Annotated in this window: 16 protein-coding genes; 1 reads left to right on the top strand and 15 read right to left on the bottom strand. The window is 49.4% G+C overall.

From position 1 onward, the window contains the following. Positions 1-127: 127 nt before the first annotated feature. Positions 128-1,048: an AraC family transcriptional regulator N-terminal domain-containing protein gene (locus ACLD72_RS22740; protein ID WP_411002901.1), complete on the top strand. Its 921-nt coding sequence runs from the start codon at positions 128-130 to the stop codon at positions 1,046-1,048. Between the two features lie 364 nt (positions 1,049-1,412). Here ACLD72_RS22740 and ACLD72_RS22735 read toward each other — a convergent pair whose 3' ends face one another. From ACLD72_RS22735 to ACLD72_RS22665, 15 genes are all read right to left on the bottom strand, one after another. After that, entirely contained in the window at positions 1,413-2,309 is an 897-nt protein-coding gene (locus ACLD72_RS22735; protein WP_411002900.1) for a class I SAM-dependent methyltransferase, read from the bottom strand. 81 nt (positions 2,310-2,390) lie between these two features. After that, a complete protein-coding gene (locus tag ACLD72_RS22730) occupies positions 2,391-2,792 on the bottom strand; it encodes an Rrf2 family transcriptional regulator (protein ID WP_411002899.1) in 402 nt (133 codons plus the stop codon). A gap of 95 nt (positions 2,793-2,887) precedes the next feature. After that, positions 2,888-4,297, bottom strand: a complete 1,410-nt coding sequence (locus ACLD72_RS22725; RefSeq protein ID WP_458476168.1) for a DHA2 family efflux MFS transporter permease subunit — start codon at positions 4,295-4,297, stop codon at positions 2,888-2,890. Between the two features lie 24 nt (positions 4,298-4,321). Next, positions 4,322-4,630 carry a thioredoxin gene (gene trxA, locus ACLD72_RS22720; protein WP_411002928.1) on the bottom strand — a complete coding sequence of 103 codons (309 nt, stop codon included), beginning with the start codon at positions 4,628-4,630 and terminating at the stop codon, positions 4,322-4,324. Positions 4,631-5,340: 710 nt separating this feature from the next. Beyond that, positions 5,341-5,652, bottom strand: coding sequence for a transposase (locus tag ACLD72_RS22715; protein WP_411002896.1), 312 nt, complete (start codon positions 5,650-5,652; stop codon positions 5,341-5,343). Positions 5,653-6,069: 417 nt separating this feature from the next. Beyond that, entirely contained in the window at positions 6,070-6,336 is a 267-nt protein-coding gene (locus ACLD72_RS22710) for a hypothetical protein (protein WP_411002895.1), read from the bottom strand. 8 nt (positions 6,337-6,344) lie between these two features. Then, entirely contained in the window at positions 6,345-8,582 is a 2,238-nt protein-coding gene (locus ACLD72_RS22705; protein ID WP_411002894.1) for an ABC transporter permease, read from the bottom strand. Next, positions 8,582-9,280 (bottom strand): ABC transporter ATP-binding protein, encoded by a 699-nt coding sequence (locus ACLD72_RS22700; protein WP_411002893.1) that lies wholly within the window; start codon positions 9,278-9,280, stop codon positions 8,582-8,584. The genes ACLD72_RS22705 and ACLD72_RS22700 overlap by 1 nt, the downstream gene beginning before the upstream one ends. Before the next feature lie 243 nt (positions 9,281-9,523). Beyond that, positions 9,524-10,228 (bottom strand): TetR/AcrR family transcriptional regulator, encoded by a 705-nt coding sequence (locus ACLD72_RS22695; protein WP_411002892.1) that lies wholly within the window; start codon positions 10,226-10,228, stop codon positions 9,524-9,526. A gap of 165 nt (positions 10,229-10,393) precedes the next feature. After that, entirely contained in the window at positions 10,394-11,050 is a 657-nt protein-coding gene (locus ACLD72_RS22690; RefSeq protein ID WP_251585730.1) for a 3-oxoacid CoA-transferase subunit B, read from the bottom strand. After that, the gene (locus ACLD72_RS22685) at positions 11,047-11,712 is read right to left on the bottom strand and encodes a CoA transferase subunit A (RefSeq protein WP_411002891.1); all 666 of its coding nucleotides are present in this window, start codon (positions 11,710-11,712) and stop codon (positions 11,047-11,049) included. The genes ACLD72_RS22690 and ACLD72_RS22685 overlap by 4 nt, the downstream gene beginning before the upstream one ends. A 39-nt stretch (positions 11,713-11,751) precedes the next feature. Beyond that, positions 11,752-12,492 carry an acetoacetate decarboxylase gene (locus tag ACLD72_RS22680; RefSeq protein WP_411002890.1) on the bottom strand — a complete coding sequence of 247 codons (741 nt, stop codon included), beginning with the start codon at positions 12,490-12,492 and terminating at the stop codon, positions 11,752-11,754. A gap of 31 nt (positions 12,493-12,523) precedes the next feature. Further along, complete coding sequence (locus ACLD72_RS22675) at positions 12,524-13,708, bottom strand: acetyl-CoA C-acetyltransferase (protein WP_411002889.1); 1,185 nt, start codon at positions 13,706-13,708, stop codon at positions 12,524-12,526. Positions 13,709-14,238: 530 nt separating this feature from the next. Beyond that, the gene (locus ACLD72_RS22670; RefSeq protein ID WP_411002888.1) at positions 14,239-14,823 is read right to left on the bottom strand and encodes a TetR/AcrR family transcriptional regulator; all 585 of its coding nucleotides are present in this window, start codon (positions 14,821-14,823) and stop codon (positions 14,239-14,241) included. Continuing rightward, a complete protein-coding gene (locus tag ACLD72_RS22665; protein ID WP_411002887.1) occupies positions 14,798-15,577 on the bottom strand; it encodes an alpha/beta fold hydrolase in 780 nt (259 codons plus the stop codon). The genes ACLD72_RS22670 and ACLD72_RS22665 overlap by 26 nt, the downstream gene beginning before the upstream one ends. Positions 15,578-15,596: the final 19 nt, after the last annotated feature.

Below are 15,596 nucleotides of genomic sequence, written 5' to 3'. Positions count from 1 at the left end.
ATGAAGCAAACGCAGCCGGAGGAGATAGCCCGATGCTTGCAAATGATTGCCTGATCCTCTCACATTGCTTTTTAAGATAGAGGAAAAAAGGTATAATGGCCACAACAAATAAAAGGAGGAAAGCCGGATGCTTCATTCATCGGATTCGCCGGACTCACTAGACGCATACCAAACCGAGCTGGCCCGGCTGATCGAAAAAAACACAAGTGAAAACGGAACCCACCCGACCGCGATCCCGTCGCTGTTCCTGCTGCGCAGCTCGACTACGGCGTTTCCTTCGTTTTCCGTCCATGAACCGGCCATTTGCATCATCGCTCAAGGGGCCAAGGTGGTGATGCTGGGAGAAGAGAGTTATACGTATGGTCCTTCCAGTTATCTGGTCGTATCCCTGGATCTGCCCGTTTCCGCGCAGGTGACCCAGGCCTCTTTGGATTCGCCTTATCTATGTATCCGGCTGAACTTCGATCCGAACGAGGTGCTGGACTTGATCAATGAGGCGGGGCTGTCAGACCTGCCCAGAGGGGACTCGCAGCGGGGGATGTTCGTCGATCAAACAAGTTCGGACCTGCTGGACGCCGCTATCAGGCTGGTGAAGCTGACGGAGCGGCCGGAGGATGCGCCGGTGCTGGCGCCGATGGTGATCCGGGAGATTTTGTACAGGGCCCTGCGCGGCGCCCAGGGCAATGCTCTGCGGCAAATCGCCGTCAGCGGCAGCACGGCCAACCGGATTGCCCAGGTCGTTCGGCGGATTAAAGAGGACTACGACAAGCCGCTGCGCATCGAGGAGCTGGCCGCGATCGCCCACATGGCTCCCTCTTCCCTGCATCGCCATTTCAAAGAGGTCACGGCCATGAGCCCGCTCCAATACCAGAAGCAGCTGCGGCTCCAGGAGGCCCGCCGCATCCTGCTGTCCGAATCGGCCGACGCCGCCGACGTCGCCTTCCAGGTCGGCTACGAAAGCCCCTCCCAATTTAGCCGGGAATACGCCCGCCTGTTCGGCCTGCCGCCGATCAGTGATATGAAGAGATTGCGGAAACCGTTGGGGTAAACGCCTAGTCGAGCAATCCGGTAGTGTACAGCCAATTCTAACGGACACCAGCGCCGTTATTTTGGTGAAAACAGCCGTTTTCAAAATGTAACGGACACCACAGTCCTTATTTGGCATTTAGGAGTACGTTTCCGGCCTTTTTCTAGTAAATAACGTCCCCCCTGTCCGTTAGAAATTAAAACGGTGTCTTTTCAGGAAAATAAGGTCGTTCAGGTCCGTTAGCCCTCCATGCTGCCGGATCTCCCGTTTAGTGCGTACGAATTTAGGGTGAAATAAAATGATAGCTTTCCAGGTCAGATATTAAGCGATTGCGGCGGAAACCGGGTAGGTTCCCCTGTTCCGCCGCTGCTTTTCCCTCCCCGGCTTATAGACTCTCCCTGGTGTACATATTCTGATCTTGCAAGCGAATCAGCACCTTGCCAAAGCGGCCGCCCTGCCGGATTTCCACCTTGTCCGCCGGATAAGTCCGTTCCAAATACTCGGCGACGATGTTCCGGGACCGATCGTCTGCAGGCAAATTAAACATTTTCAGCCAGTTCATCACTTCCTGGAGCGCCGCTTCCTTGGAAACCTCCGTCGTTTTCATCTCTTTGGTTACGAGCGACTCATAAGAATAGCCTTTGAGATAGAGTAAATGAAGCAGGTAGGCCATCTCCAGATGTTCGTTTTTCATCGGCTGATCGGTGACCAGCGGCCAAATCTCGTTCACCAGACTGTGTTCCCTGGAACCGGCGGTCATACTGATGTAACAGAACTTTCGCGCGCAGCTCAGCACCTTCTCCACACTCTCCCAATCGGTAATCACCGGACACATGGAGACGAATACGAAATCAAAGGCTTTATCCCAACCTCTAGCTTGGATATCGATGTCTTCAAACGGCTCAGCTACAACATCAACCCTCCCGTTCGTCATTCCCGCAATATTTTCGCGCAGCAACTCCCCCAATGAAAGATTAGGCTCCACCGAGGTAACCTGGGCCCCTCGCTCCGCAAACGGCACCGAAAATCCGCCCGAGGCGGCCCCAATGTCCAAAATGGAGGTGCCTTTGAAGGTTACACCCTGCCCTTCCAGCCAATTCATAATCCGCTTTGCTCTTTGTCTGCCCTCTCCGTTAAACGCTTGCTCGTTGAATGACTTTGCCTTATCGTCAAACGTGCGGACCGGATCGATTCCGGCGTTTTTCATCTTGTTCACCGCTGTATGCATATCTTCCTTCCACGCTTGCTCCCAAGCGGCTTCATTAAAGAAATCGTTCCTCATACTGCATATCTCCTCTCATCTTCAAAATGGATTTTAAAGACTTTTTATATCCACAATAAAATCTAAAAAAACAGTCGTTCCTTACAGAACAACCGTTATTTTTTTGGCAAGCTCAGCCATTTTTTGGCTTCTTAAATACTCCTCCATCTGCTCTTCGGCCGATACCATCACCTTCTGAATCAAACAATCCGGCCCATGATTTAATTCACATTCAAACAAGGAGGCCGTGCCTTCAATGGCGTGAATAATATCCAGGAATGAAATGTCCTCCCAATTCCGCTTTAACCGGTATCCCCCATTGGCGCCTGAAGTGGATTCGATCATCCCCGCCTTGACCAGCTTGGTTAGGATTTTGGACAAATACGTAGGCGAAACCTCCTGCCGCTCCGCCAATTGCTGCACACCGATCAATCTATCCGGAGTCGCTGCGGCAAGAAAGAGCATGGTGTGGAGAGCATAGTTCGTCGCTTTGGAAAATTTCATCGCTTGTGTTCACCTCAATCAAGGACTTTATTTATCCACAATAACTTTTAAACGGTGTGATGTCAAGTCATTGTAATTGGCGCTAAACCTGTTCGTTAAAGCGATGCCTGACGGCTCTCCGTCACTTGCGGCTGAGATGAAGCAAACGGGATGAAGAAGGTAAGCAAAAATCCAACCGCGGCAATCGCAGTTAATGTCCAAAACGCAGTATGAATCCCTTCGAGCATATTCACAGGAAAAGCGGCTAAGCTGGCATCTGCCGTAAAAGTCATCATAGTGATCAGCAAAGCCCCGCCCATGGACATCCCTAAGAAACGTATGGCCGTCGTCATAGGCGAAGCATACGTACTAATGGGACTGGGAAGACTCGCGATGGCAAAAGCGGTGATCGGTGTCAACATAAAGCCCATCCCGGCCATAAGGAGGGCATAAATAACAACCAATAGACTATAAGACATATGAACCGTTAACGTGATGGTTAAAAGCAAGGTAACGGCAACAATAAAGAGAAAACCGATCCGAATCAACAAACGAAGGCCAAAACGGTCGTAAACTTTTCCCGATAACCATCCGAACAATCCCATAAGCAAAGCGCCCGGAAAAAGCAGGAGCCCCGACTCTCTCGGCATCAGCCCTCTGACATTCTGGGCATAAATCGGAAGCAGCAGTTCTGCCCCAGCCATGACGATATACAGAATTACGCCTATGATTGAAGGATAAGTAAATCTCGGATAGCGAAACACATTGAAATCAAGCAAAGGTACGGCCAGCTTGAATTGACGCTTCACAAACAAGAACACCATGATGAGCCCAACCGCAATAATGGACCACGAGAGACCGGCGCTTACTCCTTGTTCGCCAACGATGCTGAATCCGTACAACAGGCCGCCGAATCCCAAAGTAGAATAAAGGATCGACCTACGGTCCAACTTCGCTTTTTCGATCTCCCCTACATTTTTCAAACAAAAATAGGCCACAACCAAGTTTGCGATCGTAATGGGCGCAACCCCGTAAAACAAGACTCTCCAGGAATGATGTTGAATAACCAAACCGGATATCGTCGGGCCAAGCGCCGGAGCGAGTCCAACGATGAGACTGGCTAGTCCCATCGCAGTGCCGATTTTTTCTTTTGGAAACACCAAGATCATCGTATTCATAAACAGCGGTACCAACAGTCCGGTGCCCACTCCCTGAATAGCGCGTCCAGCCAGAATAAAGGCAAAATCAGAGGAAAATCCGGCAATCATCGTCCCGGTTGTGAACGCTCCGACGGAGACGAAAAACAGGGTTCTTGTTGCATAACTTCGGATTAAAAAACCAGTCACAGGTATCGTAATACCTGTGACAAGAAGGTAGACGGTAATCAACCACTGCGCTCTATTGGCGCTGATCCCGAGGTCCTGCATCATTTGCGGCAGCGCCGTGTTAAGCATCGTTTGCATCAATTGTGCCATAAAATTCGCGACGATCAGCGAGGCAATGATCAATCCGGGTTTTCTTTTCATAATGCAATCATCACTTTCTATTTATTATGCAGTGAGTTGCTGCAAGACACCTTTCGGCAATATGCCCACTTCTTTATGGACGAGCTTCCCGTCTTTGAAGATCAGGGTGGTCGGTATGCTCATGATCTGAAATTGCGAAGAAGTCACCGGATTTTCGTCCACATTCACTTTGACCACTTTTACGGAACCGCTTGCTTCCCTTGCAAACTCCTCCAGAATAGGTGCAAACATCTTGCACGGACCACACCAAACAGCCCAAAAATTCACAACGGTTACCCCCTCCGTCTGCACCATGTCCTTAAAATTGGAATCCGTTGCGTGCTCAATAGTCATCATGATCATCCTTTCAAATATATATATTATAGATACTTCATATCCGTAATATGGTCAAAAAAAATCGCCCCTGCTACCGAGTGAACTTTCACACAACTTATTACGGATTTTATATGTCTACAATATATTTTATTTGTACATTTGTCAACAAGTCAGTCACTCCTATTAACAGCATCATGCCAAAGGGCGCGGTAATCACGATTTTTGAACGGGTTCTTCAAATGTTCCAACAGACTCCATATTTATCGGTCCTGGCTTCAGCGAATTCGCCACACAACGTTTTGCCATGATTGAAAGAGCGTATGAGCTTGGCCTTGTAGATCGCAGCGGTATTTTGCTTTCTTCTTTTCAAACCAAAGCATAACTGAGAAAAACCCTCGTTCATAAAATTAGAGAACTAGGGTTTTTCATAATTTAACTTATGGAATTGTTGACAAATTTATCGATCAAATATATTCCGAAAACCGATCGTGGCAAGAAACGCGGAAGGGCGTTGAAAGCTTGAGGATAAGGAAGTGGGGTGCGCGGCAGATCAACACTCGCTGCCCGGAGACTTTGCACAATTACCCCTTTTGATCAGGTAGCAGAGAAACAGACCGGACAAGAGATCAGGACAGGAGATCAAGGACAAGACGCGAGGGAAACGAAAAGACCGTGATTTTGCTGTAGCCTTAACCCTTCCATCTGCAGCAACGCCCGGACTGTTCATGCTAACCCCTCAGTCGCATCGACGAGATGCCGCCCTCAAGCAGGAATAAATCCAGGGGCATGAACCACTTGAGCAAGGGCAGCCGGGTTCCATCAAAAATCGTACCGACCAAAGCCGACGTTTTATGCTTGCACTTTGCGCACTCGAACAAGTGAATACGCCGGGAAGTCAGGCGACTGCACCGGGTGTGAGCGCAGCGCGGGCAGACGAAGCCGTTCGGCCACTTCATCGCGATCAGCGCCTCCATGCAGACCTGCTCGCTGTTATAACGGCTACTGAATGGTTGAAGTTCCGTTCCCGCATTGACATCCATGTTCGCTAGCCTCCGAATCAAGAATTCACGAACGTGCGTTAAATTTATTTTATCATACCAAACATACGTTCTCTTTTCAAACCGAATATTTCACTTGAACCACCTCATTTTTTCCCCCTCTCTTTTTCTTCTCTCTTTTTTTGAAACCCTTGCTCTAGCCCCCACCCCCTGCTCTCTGAACGAAAGGGATAATCGTGCAAAAGGCAAGCAGCAGGCAGGGACACCAAGACACGAACCCTTTAGACAGTCCTACACCTGGCGTCGATTTGTGACACTGCTTAAAACGGCTATGGTGCAATCGGAAATAACTCTAGGTAAATGAACCCAGCTCCATACAAATAGCCCCAAATCGCAAAAAATCACCCTAACCTCGGAACTTCCGCCCAGGGTCAGGGTGATTTGCACATTCTATATTGACTATTCTTCCTGCGATTTAGACTCACTCTGCATGATGATGCTTTCCGCAACCGCTGTGAGATCTTCTTTCGTCAGCGGACTTTTCTTGTAGGTGGCAATCTCGTATTCCAGCTGGTTTTCCGCATCTCCCATTTCAGTTTGTTGAAGCTTTTTCTCTTTGGAATGGACGATGTCCAGCGCCGCCGCGGCAGCATTCAACGGTAAAGCCGCTTGCTGAGCTAAACACCAGCAGGATACTCGCAGCGGCGATGATCGTTTTTTTCTCAAAATGCCTCTTATTCCGTCCCCGCCTTAAGCGCCTCGCCCATGGATATACGGTCGATCTTCCTGCGGCTCATCAGCTTGGCAACCTCAAAGGTCAGCATAACGATCACAAATCCCAGCAAAATGTACCAGATGTTCAGCTTTGCTGGAATGACGATCTGCAAGCTTACGGCCAGCGATTGGTACATAGCGCTGATCGAGCCTACTAGCAAAGGTACGCCTAAGATATAGCCGATAATGACAATCCAGGTATTGCTGTTCAGAATCAGCCTGTTAATTTCCTTTCTCTTGTATCCCAGTACCTTGAACAGCGAAATCGTTCCTTTATTCTCGTCAACCACAAGACCGGTGACAATGTAAAGGATCACCAATCCCATGACAAACGCCGATGCGGTTAGACCGTATATCATCCCGCCCATTTGATCGATTAAAGAGCCAAAGCCCGCTTTAATCGCCTCGATTGATTTTGTGCTTTTGAGCTCATCTTTGGAGAAGCTTAGCGGCGTATCGCTAAAAATGCCGACATAGGCGTCCGAAGGCAAGTCCAGCATGGTGTTAAGCTTTTTAAGCGGCATAAAGATAAACTCGCCCGCATAGGTATCCGCGATTTCTTCAATCTTCAACGAGTATTTTTTGCCGTCGTCATAATTATAGAAGCTTATCGTGTCACCGATAGCAAGACCCAGCTTTTGCACCAGCGGCATGGTTACGGTCACTTTGTCGGGAGCCAGTCTGTTGCCTTGCAAATCGTTCATGACGATGCGGGTGGAATTTTCGGGAAGACCGGTGATGTAGAAGCTGGTTTCCGCTTCATCGTCCATGACCGCATAAATCGTATTGAACTGCTCCGTCCCTTCGGGAGGCGCTCCCCTCCGATGCTCCGTAAAGACGTATTCGTATTTCAAATTATACAATTTGCTTATGCCTTCGTTCAGCAAATAATCGACCGAGCTTTTCATGGTCAGCCCGTATTGCAGCAGCATGGTCGCCACCATAACGCCAAACAGCAGAAATATCGTTCTTGAAATACTTCTGGCTTGCTGACGGATTTGAAACTTCATCCCGAATTTGAGCGTATCCAAGCGAAGCGAGCGCTCAATAACGTTCAGTTTGCTGGTCTTGCCGCCTTTCATCAATTGTGCCGGATCGGTTTTCAGCACCTTGTTGATGACCATAAACGTGCAGATGCCAAGCGCTGCAAGCGGCAGCAACAAACTGCACAGAAATATCCCCGGACGATATAAAGACGGCTCCTTGGGCATCGGGAACGCCGCAAGCAAAAAATCGAACATCGGGTTCGCCAACCATGCTCCCAGAGCCGTGCCCGTCACCGCTCCGGTTCCCGCCACAATCAGCGGAAATACGAGATAGTGCCGCAGAAGCTCTTTTTTCCGATAACCCAATGCATACAAAGTGCCGATGATGACCGACTCGCGCTGGATCAACCGCCACATCAAAATCCCCGTCAACACACAGGTCAGCAGCAAAATCACAGAAGGGACCAGGACGCTTAAATTGCCGAGCAGTTTGATTTCCATCGGCACATAAGACACCTTGTAATTTTTCGCAGTGTTTTCCCAGTTTACGATTTTAATGCCTTGCTCCCGAAGGGCGTTTTTCATTGCCGTTTCTTGAGTCTTGATGCCCGCGGAGTTGTTAAACTTAACGGCATAAAAGGAAGCCGCCTTGGGAACATTCACAAAATCGTCCTTCCCCACTACGGCCAGTCCGAAGGTTTTGGGATCCCGGATCAGCTCCTCCTTGGACTTGGCGATGTAGATATAGTTAGGCAGCATCATATTTCCGGCATAACTGTACTCTTTGTCACCGATACGCAAAGTGTCGCCGATTTCATAGCCATTGGTTTTGGCAAAAAGCGCATCAAGCAGAATTTCTCCCTTGCCGGGCGCTTTGCCGCTTGCGATAACCGGGATATTGACCTTGTTGTTGAAGCTGTAAATTCTTAAAGTTTGCCCGGGCAGAAACTCGTTGTCCGCAACGCCGCTTTGCTCGATTTTCGCATTGAAGCGGCTTTCCATACTGGCCATATCAAAATCACCGTCAAGGTAAACTTCGGCATCGCTCATCACATTGTTGGACTTAAGCGCAGAAAATGTCCGGTCCAAATTCGCGGATACCAGGTTCATCATGACCATAATCATGCAGCTAACCGCAATCAGAAACATGGAACCTACGTATTGCGCCTTGTTTTCGGAAATCGTGCGAAGCGCTTTTTTGACAAGCATCATCACCACTCCACCCTTTCCGCCGAAACTGGAGACGCATTAACCGACTCTTCTACGATTTCTCCGCTCCGCAGCTTAAACACCTTGTTCGCCATATCCGCAATCGCCGTGTTGTGGGTGATCATCAAAATCGTCGTTCCGTATTGCGCATTGACCTTCTGCAGCAATTGCAGGATACTGCGGGACGTATCGTAGTCGAGCGCGCCGGTCGGCTCGTCGCACAGCAGCAGTTGCGGATTTTTGACAATCGCCCGCGCGATCGACACCCGCTGCTGCTCGCCGCCGCTTAGCTCTCTCGGAAAACGGCGTTTTTTGTCCCGCAGCCCAACCGCCATTAACACTTCGTCGATATTGAGAGCCGACCGGCTAATATGGGAAACGGCTTCGATGTTCTCCGCCACCGTCAGATTCGGTACGAGGTTGTAGAATTGAAACACAAAGCCGATCTGCTCACGCCGGTAATCGGTCAGCTTGCCGTCGTTCAAGCCATGCACCATGGTCCCATCGACGATAACGCTGCCGCTGTCGCCGCGGTCAATGCCGCCGAGAATGTTCATTAAGGTCGATTTTCCGGAACCGGACGGCCCGAGAATGACGCCGATTTCTCCTTTGTCCATCTGCATCCCGATCCCCTTCAATACTTCGGTCTTCACTGTTCCCGACGTGTAGCTTTTTCTCAGATTGTCAATTTCCATAAACATACGGGTTCACCGTACCCTTTCCGGATTGTTCCTTATAGTGCGTGTTCAAAAAGTCGGGTTTTCAGGACCGAGAAGGTTGGATTAAGCTAGGGACTGAGTAGCGGAGCGTACGTTTTGGGTACGTGAGCAACGGAAGGCCCGGCTGAATTCAAGATTCGATGTCGAATCCACTCCTCGAACAGCTTCGTCCTGGGAAGACGACTTTTTGAACAACCTCTTACACAATCCACCTTGTAGGTTCGATCAATGTTCCTCCGCCTTGACCCAGAACTTTCCCGCAGCGGCGTCCAATCGGTATAGCGCTTGTGGGGGCGCGCCCAACACACGTTCGATCGCCTCCATATAGGCGCAATGCGTGCCTACGATGCGTTCGATTACGCTCTGCTGATCTGGTCCCTCCTCGAGTGAAAACAGCAGCTTGGCATGGGTGTTGCTCATCCCCTCCAGCAGCGACAAAATCACTTCGCCGGCCTGATCGGGGTAAGCCGTTGTGAAGATGCCTTCCCGGACACCCTGATGAACGATTTCCGCAAGCAGCGGCGCGCGCTGCCCGCGAACCGCCTCTCCCACCTTCTGCCGGACAATGGCGTTTTCGTCGGCGTACCATACCTGTCCGAGCTTTACGACATCATCCTTGTGCTCCGACCTCAGCCGATCGATCGTATCGAAAAAGCCTTGCAGCTTCTGGAGGGCGGTCAGCTTATCGTCGTGGATGATCGGGAGCAGCGGCCGCTCCGTCATTTCCCGGATCCGTTCGATGAACGCGTCCAGCACCGCCGGTTTCGAGCCGAAATAGTGATAAAATGCCCCGCTGGAAATTTTCAGTTCGTTCAAAATATCCTGGATCGTCATCCGTTCATAGCCTTTGGTATGAATGAGCTGCTGCGCCGCATCAAGAATATCGTTCCTTTTCTTGACGTATTCCTGTTCCTTGACGGTTCGTGCCATATTTCATCGCTCCTTAAAATTAATAAACCGAGACTCTCTCTATTAATTCAACGTCAGTATAACTCTTTTTGCCTCTGGTGTCGAGAGGGTTGCCCAATGCTCAAAAAAAGAACAAGCCCCCTGGGAAGCTTCTTCCCTCAAGGACTTGTTCCGTTCCTATAACCTTTACACGGCAATCGCCTTCAAATGCGGTGAAACCATCAGCTCAGCCTCGGTAACCTTCTGCACGTCTTCCACCGTCAAACCCGGGGCAATTTCTTTCAGCATCAGCCCTTTGCCCGGAATCACATCGATGACAGCCATTTCGGTTACTATGGTTTTTACGACATTTACAGCGGTCAGGGGCAGCTTGCATTGCTTCAGGATTTTCGGCGCCCCTTCTTTGTTCACATGCTCCATGGCCACAATCACCCGTTTGGCTCCGACCACCAAGTCCATGGCTCCACCCATGCCCGGCACCTTTTTCCCCGGAATCATCCAACTGGCAAGGTTGCCCTTCTCGTCAACCTCCAGGGCGCCCAATACAGTGATATCCACATGCCCGCCGCGGATGATGGAAAAAGAAAGCGCACTGTCAATAAAACAAGCTCCTTTCACGGTTGTAACATAGTTCCCGCCCGCGTCGATGCAATCGAGTCTTTCTTTTCCCTGAGCCGCTTTAGGTCCTACGCCGACGATTCCGTCCTCAGCCTGCAGCGTAATATGCACGTTGTCCGGGATATAGTCCACCGCCATGGTGGGCATGCCGATTCCAAGGTTGACCACGTCGCCGTTTTTGAATTCCTGGGCTATTCTTCTAACGATTAATTCACGGTTATTCATACGTTTTCTCCCACCTTTACAATCGCATCGACAAATATTCCGGGAACGTTGACATGATTGGGGTCAATTTCCCCCGCCTTTACGTACTCGTCCGTCTGCGCAATGACATACTCGGCCGCCGTAGCCATAATCAGATTGAAATTGCGTGAAGAGCCGTTGATGACCAAATTCCCCGCTTCATCCGCCTTATGGGCGCGAATTAGCGCCACGTCCGCTTTGAGCGGCAGTTCGAGCAAATAATCTCTGCCGTCAATTTCCAACTTCTGTTTTCCTTCCTCGACAACGGTACCTACACCTACAGGTGTTAAAACACCGCCCAATCCCGCTCCTCCTGCGCGGATTTTTTCCGCGAGCGTGCCTTGCGGGAAGAGCTGCACATCTGCCTCTTTTGTCATCAGGAGCCTCCCCGTTTCCGGATTGGCGCCGATGTAGGAGGCAAAAATCCGCTTTACTCTGCCGCTTTTTACAAGCTCATAGATAGATAACTCCGCTGTGCCCGTGTCATTGGAAATAAGGGTAAGATTGCCGGCGGAATTGCTGTCGACCAGCGCACGCACCAAATCCTCCGGGTAACCCCCGGCCAAAAACCCGCCGACCATCACCGTGTCTCCGTCTTTCACCTTCTTAACGGCTTCTTCCGCGGAGATAACTTTGTTTAACATGTTTCTCCCACCTTGTCTATTTTTTAGGAAAAGCAAACTTTATTGAAGATAATCGTGGATGACTCTTGCATACGGCAGCGTTAAATCGGCGATAAAATGTTTTCCGCCAACATAAGCTTTCACCGGCAAGTCGGCTACAGGTGCGTTCACATGGGGGGTCAGGCTTAATCTGGCCGGCCCTGACCAGGCGCCTTTTACCGTGATGTCCTCGAGATTATACGCCGCTAATTGAGCAATTTTCGGGGTACCGTCAACATCGGGAATTAATTTTAAATTAACCTGGGTTTTGGCGATGGATTTAGCCGTTTCCTCTGCATCAAGAACGTGATATTTGAAAGGCATCGTTCCCATGGCTACCAGGACGTTATTATAATGCAATGTTCCCGTCAGCGTCTCGGTATCTTCAACTCTGAGGTGAGGTTTCGCCCATTTTTTCGGAAATCCCCAGATTTCCCGGCCCCCGAGAATAGCTGGCGCGTTATCCAAATACATTTGGGCGACAAAATTGCACGGTTCTCCCTGAAAAATACACGGAATGACAATACCGCTTTCCTCGTAACTGCCCAAACCGGATGAATCGGGCATCTTGATCCATTCATACGAAACGGTATTGCTGCCATCCGGCTCAAGCGGTTCCGGGACCGCCTGTCTAATCGCAGCGGGATCGGATTCATAGGTAATAATGAAAAATTCCCGGTTGATGAAACGGCATGGCGGGCGTCCATAACTGGCGCTGGCCGCAGGCATCGATTGCAGGGAAAGGATTTCTTTTTGATTCATCGTGATCTCTCCTTTTTAGAGGTAGGCTTTTTTAGCTGAGGGCATTTTCAACCAGCATCGCGATTCCCATTCCCGCTCCGATGCATAATGAGGCTATGCCGTAACGCGAAGATCTTCGTACCATTTCATGAACCAGCGTCACCAATACCCTGGCCCCGCTTGCACCGACAGGATGTCCGATCGCGATGGCGCCGCCATTGACATTCACTTTCTCCGGACTCACCCCAAGCTCTTTTAATACCGCTAATGATTGTGAGGCGAAGGCTTCATTAATTTCAAAAAGATCAATAGCATCGAGGGATAATTTCTGGCGCTTAAGAAGTGAGGAAATAGCTTTTACCGGACCGATTCCCATATAGGCTGGGTCAACGCCAACCAGCGAATAACCTTTAATATAGGCCAGCGGTTTTAACGCGTGTTCCCTGCATTTGTCCTCCGACATCACCAGCGCAGCCGCCGCACCATCATTGATTCCTGAAGCATTTCCGGCGGTAACCGTACCGTTTTCCTTAAAGGCAGGTTTTAATTGAGCAAGTTTTTCTGGGGTGGTATCTGCTCTTACGTGTTCATCCTCCGAGAAATAAATCGTTTCTTTTTTGTTTTGGATCATGACCGGAACGATCTGTTCGGCAAAAACCTTCTTGTTTTTTGCCTCTGCGGCCTTGATTTGGCTTTCATAGGCAAAAACATCCTGCTCCAGTCTGGAAATTCCGTATTTCTCGGCAACATTCTCCGCGGTAATTCCCATATGGTATTTATTGACCGGGCACGTAAGGCCGTCGGCCACCAGGGCGTCCACCAATTCACTGTGGCCAAGTTTATAGCCGTTTCTTGCCTTCCTTAGCAGGTAAGGAGCGTTCGACATGCTCTCCATGCCACCGGCCAATACGATGTTGCTTTGTTCCGCCAATATGGAATCATAGGCTAAAGCGATAGCATGAAGTCCTGAGCCGCAAACCGTGTTTATCGTTGTTGCGGGTATATCAATGGGGATCCCGGCTTTTAGCGCCGCCTGTCTCGCAGGATTTTGGCCAACGCCCGCCTGAAGAACATTCCCCATAAAAATTTGATCAATGAAAGCAGGTTCTACTTTGCTTTGCTGAAGGCATGCTGTCATCACGTTGGCTCCCAGCTCGGGAGCGCTTAAAGGCGCAAGGGTTTTGTTAAAGGAGCCGACCGCCGTTCTCAATGGGCTTACTAATGCAACTTTTTTCACGAAAACTCACATTCCTTTCGCTGTTTTTAAAACACAAAACAACCATGACTGCACTTCAATTCGTGATTTCTGCAGAATACGCTTTTAAGTTGTAGAGCATGCGGGCAGATCACAGCGCGTGGAATGGTGAGCATGACGACCTTGCGTTGTTCATCATATTCGATGGCCTTCTTTCTTCCTTTAATTGGTATTAATAGCAGTTTTATCTTAGTCCTAATACCGATTTTACTCAACTTTCAAATACCTAAATTCAGATATGTATCATGGCATATGCGCCAATATAAATAAACTTTTCTAATAATTACTATTTATTTCTGGATTTTTCTACTTCTTTCTAAATTTTTCTGATAATTTCTGAATTTTTCGGAAAATCAGGGGCGTATAACGTGGAGGAAGCTTGTCGAATTGTTGGACATACAATTTGCTTTCGGCCAAGGCTTTGCTGACATGCACATGACAAAAAGGTTCATGACGTTAACCTGCGCCATGAACCTTTTTTAGGACGATGAATATTACAAACCCTAACTGCATCACACGCAAAATTCCCGAATAATCTGTGCCTTGATCTCTTCAATAGGGAACTGCTCCGGATAGGTGGAGATCATCAACATAATGCCTTGAAGCACAGAGGAAAAATACAATGACCGTTTTCTCGGCTCTTTGACCCCCAAGTTTTGGAACATCTCACATTGCAAGTTGAACTGTCTAGCGCTTTCCTCGATCAATCGTTTACTGTATTTTACCAACACTGCGTCGGATTCAGGTTGTGTCTGTAAATGAAGATAAAACCGGAATACCTCCGGTTTTTCCTTGACATTATCGAGTGCTCCTTCTGCAATATGTTTAAGCTGCTCGGAAGGCGTCTCTTTAGAAGCCGCAGCATCCATGACCTCAACCAACTCATTGATTCTGGCCTCCACCATGGTCGCAAGCAGCTCTTCTTTCCCTTTGTAATAATTATAAAGCAGACCTTTGGATACGCCCGCATGTTTGGCTACATCGTCAATGGACGTAGCATGATATCCCCGCTTCATGAACAACTCCATAGCGGTCATAAGAATTTTCTCTTTGGAAATCTGCCGAATGCGCTCATTTTCCTCCGGTGTGCGCGGCATGACTCTCCCCTCCCAAAAAACGGATGATTTGGCGGCACAGTTCATCAGGATGGGTTAATGTAACCATATGATCCGCACCGGGGATCGTAATCTTGTGAAAATCAGGGATTTCCCCGTAACATTCAGCCACACGAAGGTTATCCGGCAGTTCTTCGTCGCCGATCACAAGCATTGTCCTCCCCCTCATGTCCCCCAACCTTTCAATAGCCGGCGGCTCTGGCCATACCGATTCAAAGCTGCCCCATTCCGTCATTTTCTGCAAATGGTGCCGGAACATGTCAAGCAACAATTCCCAATGCGGGCTGGATTTAATGATGCGATATGACGGAGCATCGAATGAAAGCTCAATGACCTTATCAAGGTCTGGAAAGGCCTCGTTGATCCTTATCATCCATTCCTGAAATTCCTGAGATAATTGAAAACCCGACAGTGAGGGACCGACAAGAACGAGTTCCGATACCCGGTCGGGATGTTCCAACGCAAAATCTGCGGCGATCTGGCCGCCCATCGAATGACCGATCAACGCTGCTTGCCTGATCTCCAGATGATCGAGCAGAGCCAGCAGGTCTGCAACATAATTTGCCGGTTCTACGGGCGATGGAGACTTCCCGGCGCCGCGGCCGTCAAAAGCAACTACCTTATAATGCTTTGCCAAAAGAGGCGCGACATAAGTCCAATCCCGTAAATCCGCACCGCCACTGTGAAGGAGCACAACCGGCTTTCCACTCCCGCTGATCTCGTAATATAAATCCATTTGCCATCCCTCCATCTCC

Source organism: Paenibacillus lacisediminis (assembly GCF_046567315.2).
This window is presented reverse-complemented; position numbering and strand designations above follow the sequence as displayed.

Coding starts and splice junctions, on each gene's coding strand:
- ACLD72_RS22740 (WP_411002901.1), top strand. CDS start 128: ATGCTTCATTCATCGGATTCGCCGGACTCACTAGACGCATACCAAACC.
- ACLD72_RS22735 (WP_411002900.1), bottom strand. CDS start 2,309: ATGAGGAACGATTTCTTTAATGAAGCCGCTTGGGAGCAAGCGTGGAAG.
- ACLD72_RS22730 (WP_411002899.1), bottom strand. CDS start 2,792: ATGAAATTTTCCAAAGCGACGAACTATGCTCTCCACACCATGCTCTTT.
- ACLD72_RS22725 (WP_458476168.1), bottom strand. CDS start 4,297: ATGAAAAGAAAACCCGGATTGATCATTGCCTCGCTGATCGTCGCGAAT.
- trxA (WP_411002928.1), bottom strand. CDS start 4,630: ATGACTATTGAGCACGCAACGGATTCCAATTTTAAGGACATGGTGCAG.
- ACLD72_RS22715 (WP_411002896.1), bottom strand. CDS start 5,652: ATGGATGTCAATGCGGGAACGGAACTTCAACCATTCAGTAGCCGTTAT.
- ACLD72_RS22705 (WP_411002894.1), bottom strand. CDS start 8,582: ATGATGCTTGTCAAAAAAGCGCTTCGCACGATTTCCGAAAACAAGGCG.
- ACLD72_RS22700 (WP_411002893.1), bottom strand. CDS start 9,280: ATGTTTATGGAAATTGACAATCTGAGAAAAAGCTACACGTCGGGAACA.
- ACLD72_RS22695 (WP_411002892.1), bottom strand. CDS start 10,228: ATGGCACGAACCGTCAAGGAACAGGAATACGTCAAGAAAAGGAACGAT.
- ACLD72_RS22690 (WP_251585730.1), bottom strand. CDS start 11,050: ATGAATAACCGTGAATTAATCGTTAGAAGAATAGCCCAGGAATTCAAA.
- ACLD72_RS22685 (WP_411002891.1), bottom strand. CDS start 11,712: ATGTTAAACAAAGTTATCTCCGCGGAAGAAGCCGTTAAGAAGGTGAAA.
- ACLD72_RS22680 (WP_411002890.1), bottom strand. CDS start 12,492: ATGAATCAAAAAGAAATCCTTTCCCTGCAATCGATGCCTGCGGCCAGC.
- ACLD72_RS22670 (WP_411002888.1), bottom strand. CDS start 14,823: ATGCCGCGCACACCGGAGGAAAATGAGCGCATTCGGCAGATTTCCAAA.
- ACLD72_RS22665 (WP_411002887.1), bottom strand. CDS start 15,577: ATGGATTTATATTACGAGATCAGCGGGAGTGGAAAGCCGGTTGTGCTC.